Here is a 9,381-nt window from a genome sequence, read left to right on the forward strand (position 1 = left end):
CATGCGAGGATAACTGTAATCGACAACCATCAGGATCACGCCGATGACCGGACTGACTGCGTCGTCGTTCTGTGAATAGCTGTTTCATGTTTCATGGTGTTCACCGTTCGCGCAGCCATCGAACGGCGGGACATGTTTTATGCCCAACCGGTCCGTACGGAGAAGCGGCGTGGGAGAGGGGTGGAATCTTATCCCCCGCGCCGTCCGCTTTCGGCCGCGCGTTCGTACTCTACGCAAGCGCCCAGCGTACATAAATGCTGGTGGGCGATTACAGCTTGCAATAACGCCAGCCGTGTGGTACTGTTAGTCCCCTCCTACGGCCGTATTAGGCGACCTGTAACAGGACGACGAGTATCCCGACGAGCACCAGCGCCACGAGGACGACGCTTGTGCTGATGCCCGTCGGCACCGTGATTCGTTCGCGTCCGGCCACGCGCCCGAGGAACGCCTCCGTGTCGCCGACGGCGTTCTGGGACCCCTCGGCCAGTCGGACGGCCGCCCGGTCGGCGGCGGCGTACGTCTCGGTGACGCCGACGACGACTGCCCGCCCGCCGTACAGCGCCAGCGGGTTGTACACCCTGTCGACGTCGGGCATCCGACCGAGTTTCTTCAGCGGTTTCTTCACGAGGACGAACCCGATCAGACCGGCCACGGCCAGCACCACGCCCTCGACCACGTGGTCGAACGTGTACGTGGTGTAGACGTGGCCGACGGCCGACGACGAGGTCACGTCGAAGGGCAGGACGGCGAACAGCGCCGAGTCGAAGACGCCGAAGAGGATACACAGCGCCGCGACGGTCACCATCGCCACGGTCTGCCCGCGGTTGGCGTCCGGGACGCTCCCCTCGTACTCGCCGTGGAAGAACGCGTAGTAGCCGAACTTGATGAACGACATAAAGGTCCCGATGCCACCGACCAACAGCAGTATCTCTAGGGTGTGGAAGCCGCCGACGTACAGCGGTCCTTTCGGGAACTCGTAGTGACTCGCCGAGATGATGATCCCCTTGCTGACGAACCCGTTGAACAGCGGGAATCCGGCGATAGACAGCGCCGCGACGCTGAACGTCGCCGCCGTCACCGGCATCTCACGGGCCAGTCCGCCGAGTTTCTTCAGGTTCGCCTCTTGGGTCCGGTAGATGACGACGCCGGCGGTCATAAAGAGCAGGCCCTTGTAGAGGATGTGGTTGAACACGTGGGCCATCGCGCCCGACTGGGACAGCGTCGTCCCGATGCCGACGCCGGCGACCATATAGCCGACCTGCGACTGGATGTGATAGGACAGCAGGCGGCGCATATCGTTCTGGAACAGCGCGAACGTCGCGCCGAAGACGGCCATCAGTCCGCCCATATAGGCGATGGCTATCTGGCCGTCCGGGAACGCCCGGTACATCCCGTAGACGCCGGTCTTGGTGGTGTAGACACAGAGGAAGACGCTCGCCGCGACGTGCGGGCGCGGGTAGGTGTCCGGGAGCCACGCGTGCAGGCCGATGAACCCGACGTTGACGCCGATACCGATAGCGGCCAGCACCGGCGCGACGCCGCCGGCCATCCCGCCTTCCGCGGCGCTGAACAGGAACGACCCGACCTCGACGTAGTGCCAGACCACCGCGCCAAGCAGGAGTGTCCCGCCGATGCCGTGTAGCAGGGCATACCGGAAGCCAGCGCGGACCGCCCGGCCGCCGTAGTGCCACACCAGAAGCGTCGAGGTGACGGCCATCAGCTCCCAGAAGAAGATCAGGGTCAGCCAGTCGCCGCCGAAGACGGCTCCGAGGCTCGTCCCGACGTACGTCAGCGCGATGGCTGTCTGGGTCGACTCGGCCTCGGTGTAGTACGAATACAGTACCGCGGCCGCGGCGATGAACCCGAATATCAGGCCCATCAGCACGCTGAAAGAGTCGACGTTGAATAGGACGGCGTCGAAGCCGAACAACTGGACCGACCAGTGGGCGCCATCCTCGACCAGCCAGACGTACGGCACCACCGCACCCGTGGCGAGGACGCCGATGGCGTGGCCGATTCGACGCCCGACAAACGGGATGACCAGCGCCGCCGCCAGCACGATGGCGAACGGCGGGACGATTGGGTCGACCATCAGACGGCCACCCCCGTCACGTTCTCGACGACGAGACGGACGACTTCGAGGAAGACGCCCGTGTCGGGAACGATACCGAGGACGACCGATCCGGTCGCCGCGAACAGGATGGGACCGAGCATGAACCACGTCGACTCCTCGCCGGTCCAGCGCCGGTGCTCCCACTCGGGGTCACCGTCGTGGCCGTGTTCGTGGTCGATGTGTTCGGCCGCCTCCAGTTGGTCGACCGGTCCCTGCCCCTCGTGGTCGTCGGCGTAGCCGTGGTCGTCGCGTTCTATCTCCTCGTCGTCGTGATCCCGACTCGCGTCGTCCTCGTCGTCGTGGCCGCCGTCGGCCCGGACGTCACGGCCGCCGTCGGTCGCCGCTTCGTCCCCGCCGAAGTAACCGCCGAGGACGTTCTCGACCAGCGGTTTGTCGTCGGCCTCGAACGGGTCCTCGAAGAAGGCCGCGTAGACGATGGGCCAGAAGTACGCGATGTTGAGGACGCCCGAGACGAGCAACGCGGCCGTGAACACGACCTGACCGGCCGTGACCGTCCCGATGAGCAGGAAGTACTTGCTGACGAACCCGGCGACCAAGGGGATGCCTGCCATCCCGAGAGCGGCGACGCCGAAGGCCGTCATCGTCAGCGGCATCCGGTGGCCGATACCGGCCATGTTCGAGATGTCGTCGGTGTGGGTCTCGACGTGGATAGCGCCGGCACAGAAGAACAGGGTGAGTTTCATGAACGCGTGAGCGGGGATGTGCAACAGCCCCCCGACCAGCGACGCGGGGTTCAACACCGCCAGTCCGAGGACGATGTAGGATAGCTGGCTGATCGTCGAGAACGCCAGCCGCCGCTTGAGGTTGTCCTGTCGCAGGGCGATGATACTCGCCGTGACGAGGGTGAACGCCGCGACGCTCGCCAGGACGATGCCCATCCCGAGGTCGGCCACCAAGTCCGGGCCGAACACGTCGAGGATGACGCGTGCGATGCCGAAGACGCCGGATTTGACGACGGCGACGGCGTGGAGCAGACCCGAGACGGGCGTCGGCGCGACCATCGCGTCCGGCAGCCACGAGTGGGCCGGCATCAGCGCCGCCTTCACGCCGAACCCGGCGACGAGCAGGCCGAACGCCGCCCGCGCCACGTTCGGGTCGGCCTCCGTGAGCGCGGCGATGCCGCCGGCGCTGAACGACGTGGTCGCCGCGCCGACGTTGCCCGTCGCCCAGAAGACCAGCACCGTCCCGGCCAGCACCGCGACCCCGCCCCCGAAGGTGTAGGTGAGGTACTTTCGGCCGGCCGCGCGGGCCTCGTCCGTCTCGTCGTGGGCGACCAGCGGGTAGGTCGCCACGGTCAGCAACTCGTAGAAGACGAACAACACCAGCAGGTTCGAGGCGAACGCGATGCCGATTGCCGCGGCGACGCTGCCCGCGAACGCCGCGAAGTACCGCGTCTGGGCGTGTTCGTCCAGTCCGCGCATGTAGCCGATGCTGTAGAAACTCGTGACCAGCCACAGCAGACTCGCCAGCAGACCGAAGAGGATGCCGAGCGTGTCAGCCCGGAGCGCGAACTCGACGCCCGGGACGAACGCCCCGAGGTCCGTGACGTAGACGTCCCCGGCCAGCACGCCGGGCACCATACTGGCGACGATGCCGAGTTTGCTCCCGGCCGCCAGCAGCGTCCAGAACTCACGGAGGTTCGGCCGGCCGCGGGAGGCGAGTATCGGGACGATGGCGACTGCCGAGACGAGCACTGCAGCGAGCGGTCTGAGCGACGTTATCTCTGTCATGATAGGAGCCTCTCGATTGTCGGTTCCAGAAGCTGTCCGTACTCGACGGCGACGGCACCGAGCGCCACCGCCGCGACGGCCGCGAGAAGCACCGTCGCCCGCATTCCGAACGAGACGGTCGACGGCGTGAACCCGCCGCCGTCGGCCACGACGTCACTGGTTATCTCGCCGGTGCCGTCGGTGTCGTCGGCGGGGCCGTCGTACTCCCGGAAGTAGATCCGTTCGATCACGCGGGCGAAGTACGCAAGCGTCAACAGCGTGCTGGCGAAGATGACCACCGCGATGGGCCACGCCTCGGCCTCGACGGCCCCCAGCGCGATGTACCACTTCCCGACGAAGCCGATTGCCGGCGGGACGCCGACCATCGCCAGCGCGAGGACGCCGAACGCGCCCGCACCGATGGGGAGGCGTTCGGCGATACCCTCGTAGTCCTCGACGGTCTCCGCGCCGGTCTTGCGCCTGATGATCCCCGTCGCGAGGAACAGGCCGCCCTTCATGATCGCGTGGCCGACGAGGTGGATGACCGCGCCGGTCAGCGCGGTGACGTTCGCGACGCCGATGGCCGCGACGACGAGACCGAACTGCGAGATGGAGGAGTACGCGAGGACGCGTTTTGATCTCCGTCTGTGCGACCGCGATGACGCTCCCGAGGACGATGCTCGTCGCGGCCCCGGTCAGCAGGACGGTCCGCGCGAACTCGTTGGCTTCCAGGAACTCCACGGTGTAGACGGTGAAGACGATGCGGATCAGCGCGTAGGCCGCGACGGTCGAGACCAGCGCCGAGATGAACGCGCTCACCGAGTCCGGCGAACTGGCGTATGCCGAGGGCTGCCACGTGTGGACCGGGAAGACAGCCACCTTGACGAACAGGCCCGCGACCAGCAGCGCGAACGACGCCTGTACCAGCGGGTCGGTGTAGCCCACCGCCGCCAACTGGCTGGCGAGGTCTGCCATGTTGAGCGTCCCCGTCGCCACGAAGGCGTAGCCGATACCAAGCAGGAACAGCGACGCGCCGACGGTGCCGACGAGCAGGTACTTCAGCGCCGCCAGCGCCGCCTCGCCGCCGTCGCCGCTGGCCACCAGCGCGTACGCGGCCAGCCCGGTAATCTCGAGGAAGACGTACATGTTGAACACGTCCCCGGTGATGCTCATCCCGGTCAGCCCGGTGACCAACAGCAGGTACGTCGCGTAGAAGGCGTTGGTCCGCGGCCCGGCGACGCGGGCGTAGCCGAGGACGCCGAGGGCGACGACGGCCACGAGCAGCGCCATCGTCGCCGAGAGGCCGTCGACGACGAGTTCGATACCGAACGGCGCGGTGAACCCGCCGACGACGTACCGGACCGGTTCGTCGCCAAAGGCCCGCGTCGCAGCACGCCCGCCGCGAGGACTTGGACGGCCGTGGTGGCGACGGCTATCGGCCACCCCGTCTCCGAACGGACGAGGCTGGCCAGAAACGCCACGATAGAGCCGAAGATGGGCAGCGCGACCAACAGCGCGACGAGGTCACTCATCGCCCATCACCTTCTGGATGGTCTCCTCGTTCAGCGTCCCGTACTCGTCGTAGATGCGGACGATCAGTCCCAGCGCGACGGCCGTGAGACTCACCCCGACGACGATGGCGGTGAGGATGAGGACGTGCGGCAGGGGACTGACGTACGGGCCCGCGGCGCTCAAAAGCGGCGGGCTGGCCCCGTCGACGAAGGCCGAGGCGATGAAAAACAGGAAGATGCCCGTCTGGAAGATGTTCATCCCGATGACCTTCTTCACGAGGTTGTCGTTGCCGATCATCATGTACGTCCCGATACCCAGCAACAGGAAGGTTGCGAGGTAGAATACCCTGTCTCCGAGAGCCTCTATCATGCGTTGTCACCTCCGTCCTCCGCCATCCCCGCGGCAATGACGAAGAACAGGCCGGTCACGATGCCGGCCACGATCAGCCCGATTGCGAGTTCGACCAACTCGATACCGTACTTGACGCCGTGGCTGATGCGTAGGCGGCGTACTCGAGGAACCCGCCGCCGACCACCACCGATCCGGTGCCGATCAGCAGGAACGATAGCACGCCGACGCCGATGACGGCGATCGGTAGCTGTGGGCCGATCCACTCTCTGGTCGTCTCGATGCCGAAGGCGATGCCGAGCATCAGGACGACGGTGCCGACGATGACCCCGCCCTGGAACCCGCCGCCGGAGGAGTCCGCCCCGTGGAACATCACGAACAACCCGAGCGTGAACACGAACGGCGCGATGACCCGCACCGTCGTCATAATGATGGGACTCTCGACGTAGGGGCCCTGTGGCTTCTGGACGGTGTCGTCGTCTTCCGGGTCGCTCTGTTCTCCCTGCCGGTCGCTCATCTAAACACCTCCCTTCGAAGCACGACGAGCAAACTCACACCGGCGGCGTAGACGACGACCGCCTCGCCCAGCGTGTCGAATCCGCGGTAGGCCGCGAGCACGGCCGTCACGGCGTTTTTTGACCTCCGTCTCCTCGTACGCGTTGTCGAGGTAGTAGTTCGTCACGTCGTCGGTAGCGACCGCGGACCCGCCGTCGCCGACCGCCGGCAGCGCGAACACCGTCGTCGACAGCGCCGCGACCAGCGCGACCGAGACGACCAGCGCACGCCCGTCGACCCCTTCGAACGTCTTCTCGATGGACGGCCGGACCGTCTTGGCGATGGTCACGAGGAACAGTATCGTCATAATGCCGGCCCCGACGGCGGCCTCTGTGAGGCCTACGTCGGGGGCTCTAAAGAGCACCCAGATGATGGCGATACCGAGGCTGTAGGCGCTGAAGGCGATGACCGCGGCGAGGACGTCCCGCAGCGCCGCCGCCGCGACGGCACAGGACAGGACGAACACCAACAGCGCGGCTTCGAGCAACCCCGTCATGGGTCGTCGTCCTCCGTCGTCCACGGTTCGATTCCCTGTTCGGCCGACGCCCGCGTGATGGCGTGTGCGGCCGTCGGGTTCGTGAGGAACATAAAGACCAATAGCAGGACTGCCTTGATCGTCGAGAGCTGTGTCCCGAAGGCGATGGCGACGGCCGCAAGCGCCAGCACGGCACCGAGGGTCTCGCTTTTGGAACTGCTGTGTGCCCGCGTGTACAGGTCCGGCATCCGGACCAGACCGACGGCGGCGACGAGCGAGAAGAACACGCCGCCGGCAGCCAGCACGAGGACGAGAATCTCCGTGGGCGTCATAGCACACCTCCGCGCTCGACCGAGAACTTCGAGATGGCGATGCTCAACAGGAAGTTCAGGAGTGCGTACACCAGCGCGATGTCCAGCGCGCCGGGTTCGCCGATGGCGGCCGCGAGCAGGGCGATGACGATGACGACGTTCGACCCGACGACGTTGATGGCGATGACGCGGTCGGGCATCGTCGGTCCGGCGGCGATGCGGTAGACGCCGACCAGCGAGGTGCCGACGAACGCCGCCGCCGCGACCAGCAGTATCTGGTCGATCACGTCTCTTCTCCCTCCTCGCCGGACCGTTCTCTCGGACTCGGGATGCGGGCGGCCGCCCGGCCGTAGAACACGAACCGGACCGCGCGTTCGAGCGCACCGCCGAACAGCCCCTCGCGTGAGCTCTCGGTCAACGAGTGGACCATAAACTGCCGCTTGGACACGTCGACGGTCAGCGTCCCCGGCGTCAGCGTGATGCTGTTCGCCAGCGTCGTGATGGGCAGCGGCGACCAGACCGCGGCGTCGAACTCCACCATCTTTGGGTCGATGGGGAGGTCCGGGTGGAGGACCACGTACGCGACCTGGAGGTTCGCCTTCGCAATCTCCCACAGGAGATACGGGATGTACAGCAACAACCGCAGGAACTGCATCACCGTCCGGCCGGGCCGCAGCGGCGTCGTCAGCGAGACGCCCCACAGGACGACGGCGACGATGCCGGCGCTGATCGCGCCCGTGACCAACTCGAACGTCGCCAGCGACCCCGCGAGGACGAGGTAGAAGCCGAACGACGCCGCGAACAGCGCCAGAAACTGCGCGACGGTCCCGCGCTGTACCAACAGCGGACTCCGTCGACTCCGCTGGACCGGCGCGTCCTCGACATCTAAGCCCGCGCGCCGCATCTCGTTCTCCAGCGGCGGGAGCAGCGGCGTCGTCCCGAGCGGATTGAACTCGGGGTCGAACACCGCCCGGTCGAGGCTGTGTGCCTCGGCGTAGCGGACCAACACGTCCGCGTAGTCGCCGGGACTGAAGAGGTACTCTTCGGTGCCGACCAGCGCGGTCTCTATCTCGACGGCGTCGGCGTTGTCGCCGAGGTCCTCCTCGGCCCACACCGCGACCCGGTCGAGCAGCGACTGCGCCTCGTCGGCCGCTTGCGGTTCGGTCCCGTAGGTGTAGCGCTCGGAGAGCGGGAAGACGAAGTGGATCGACGCCGCCCGGTCGCTCTCACCCGCGCTCTCGAACGCCTGTTCGACGGCGTACGCGACGGTGTTTCGGAGCGTCGAGGACTCCGACACCGGCACGAGGAGGCGCCCGGCGCTCACCGGGACCACCTCACCGGTACAGGCACCACTCTCTCGGAGGGATGTACGGGCATCGATTTATCACCTGAACGTTGTCCCACGCGTTTTAAAAGATTTCTTTCGAGATACCGGCGAACTGTTCGATTCTCCGTTACAGTTCCGACCCGAGACGGTCGGCGACGGCCGCCCCGAGCGCCGACTTCTCGCCCGTGACGGTCGTCGGGTCGGGCCCGTCGTCGACCAACAGCGCCCGCGTCTCGCTGTCGCCCATCACGCTCGCGTTGTTGGCGACGACGAACGCGAGGTCGACGCGGTCACGCAGCGTCCGCGCCCGTCCGATTATCGCCGCGTCGTCGCCCTCGCTCTCGGCTTTGAACCCCACCATCGGCAAGTCGGGGTAGGCCTCCCGGACGGTGTCGAGTAGTTTCGGCGTCGGCGACAACTCGATGGTCAGCGACTCCCGGCCGGACCTGAGCTTCTCGTCGGCCGTCTCGACGGTGTAGTCCCCGATGGCGGCCGCCGAGACCAGCGCGTCGGCCGTCTCGGCGGCGTCCATCGCCGCCGCCGTCATCTCCGCGGCGCTCTCGACCCTTTCGACGTCCGCGTAGTGAACGTCCAGCCCGTCGTGGATCAGTGTCACCTCGGCCCCACGGACGTGGCAGGCCCGCGCGACCGCTCGCCCCGTCTTCCCGGAGGCGCGGTTCGACAGCGTCCGTATCGGGTCGATTGACTCCGTCGTCGCACCGCTGGTGACGACGACGTGTCTCCCTTCCAGCGGCCGCTCGGACACCGCTCGCGCGACGCCGGTGACGATGGCCTCGTCGCTGGCTATCTTCGCTTTCCCCTCCTCGACTCTGGGGTCGACGAACTCGACGCCCCACGACTCGACGCGGTCGATGGCGTCGGCGACGCGGGGTGGTCGTACATCGGTTCGTGCATCGCCGGGACGACGACCGTCGGCACGCCGGCCCCGAGCGCCGTCGTCGCGCACGTCGTCACCGGCGTGTCGTCTATCGCGGCCGCTATCTTCCCGA

Annotated in this window: 6 protein-coding genes and 5 pseudogenes; all 11 read right to left on the reverse strand. The window is 66.9% G+C overall.

Annotated features, from left to right (window positions below; genetic code table 11):
* Positions 1–69, reverse strand: a pseudogene (locus tag GJ629_RS18040) (archaellin/type IV pilin N-terminal domain-containing protein); the annotation flags it as partial.
* A 256-nt stretch (positions 70–325) separates the two neighbouring features.
* Positions 326–2,092 (reverse strand): Na(+)/H(+) antiporter subunit D, encoded by a 1,767-nt coding sequence (locus GJ629_RS11705; protein ID WP_157513233.1) that lies wholly within the window; start codon positions 2,090–2,092, stop codon positions 326–328.
* Positions 2,092–3,864 carry a cation:proton antiporter gene (locus GJ629_RS11710; RefSeq protein WP_157513234.1) on the reverse strand — a complete coding sequence of 591 codons (1,773 nt, stop codon included), beginning with the start codon at positions 3,862–3,864 and terminating at the stop codon, positions 2,092–2,094. Before GJ629_RS11710 ends, GJ629_RS11705 begins: the two co-directional genes overlap by 1 nt.
* Positions 3,861–5,375 (reverse strand): annotated as a pseudogene (locus tag GJ629_RS18045) (monovalent cation/H+ antiporter subunit D family protein). Before GJ629_RS18045 ends, GJ629_RS11710 begins: the two are co-directional and overlap by 4 nt.
* The gene (locus GJ629_RS11720; protein ID WP_157513235.1) at positions 5,368–5,724 is read right to left on the reverse strand and encodes a cation:proton antiporter subunit C; all 357 of its coding nucleotides are present in this window, start codon (positions 5,722–5,724) and stop codon (positions 5,368–5,370) included. The pseudogene GJ629_RS18045 and the gene GJ629_RS11720 overlap by 8 nt, the downstream one beginning before the upstream one ends.
* Positions 5,721–6,220, reverse strand: a pseudogene (locus GJ629_RS11725) (MnhB domain-containing protein). Before GJ629_RS11725 ends, GJ629_RS11720 begins: the two are co-directional and overlap by 4 nt.
* Positions 6,217–6,754 (reverse strand): annotated as a pseudogene (locus tag GJ629_RS11730) (DUF4040 domain-containing protein). Before GJ629_RS11730 ends, GJ629_RS11725 begins: the two co-directional pseudogenes overlap by 4 nt.
* Entirely contained in the window at positions 6,751–7,065 is a 315-nt protein-coding gene (gene mnhG, locus GJ629_RS11735; protein ID WP_157513236.1) for a monovalent cation/H(+) antiporter subunit G, read from the reverse strand. The pseudogene GJ629_RS11730 and the gene mnhG overlap by 4 nt, the downstream one beginning before the upstream one ends.
* On the reverse strand, positions 7,062–7,331 hold the full coding sequence (locus GJ629_RS11740; protein WP_370515889.1) for a cation:proton antiporter: 270 nt from the start codon (positions 7,329–7,331) through the stop codon (positions 7,062–7,064). Before GJ629_RS11740 ends, mnhG begins: the two co-directional genes overlap by 4 nt.
* Complete coding sequence (locus GJ629_RS11745; protein WP_370515890.1) at positions 7,328–8,368, reverse strand: monovalent cation/H+ antiporter subunit E; 1,041 nt, start codon at positions 8,366–8,368, stop codon at positions 7,328–7,330. Before GJ629_RS11745 ends, GJ629_RS11740 begins: the two co-directional genes overlap by 4 nt.
* A gap of 130 nt (positions 8,369–8,498) precedes the next feature.
* Positions 8,499–9,381: pseudogene (gene coaBC, locus GJ629_RS11750) on the reverse strand (bifunctional phosphopantothenoylcysteine decarboxylase/phosphopantothenate--cysteine ligase CoaBC); the annotation flags it as partial.

Source organism: Halapricum sp. CBA1109 (genome assembly GCF_009741825.1).
Classification (GTDB): domain Archaea; phylum Halobacteriota; class Halobacteria; order Halobacteriales; family Haloarculaceae; genus Halapricum.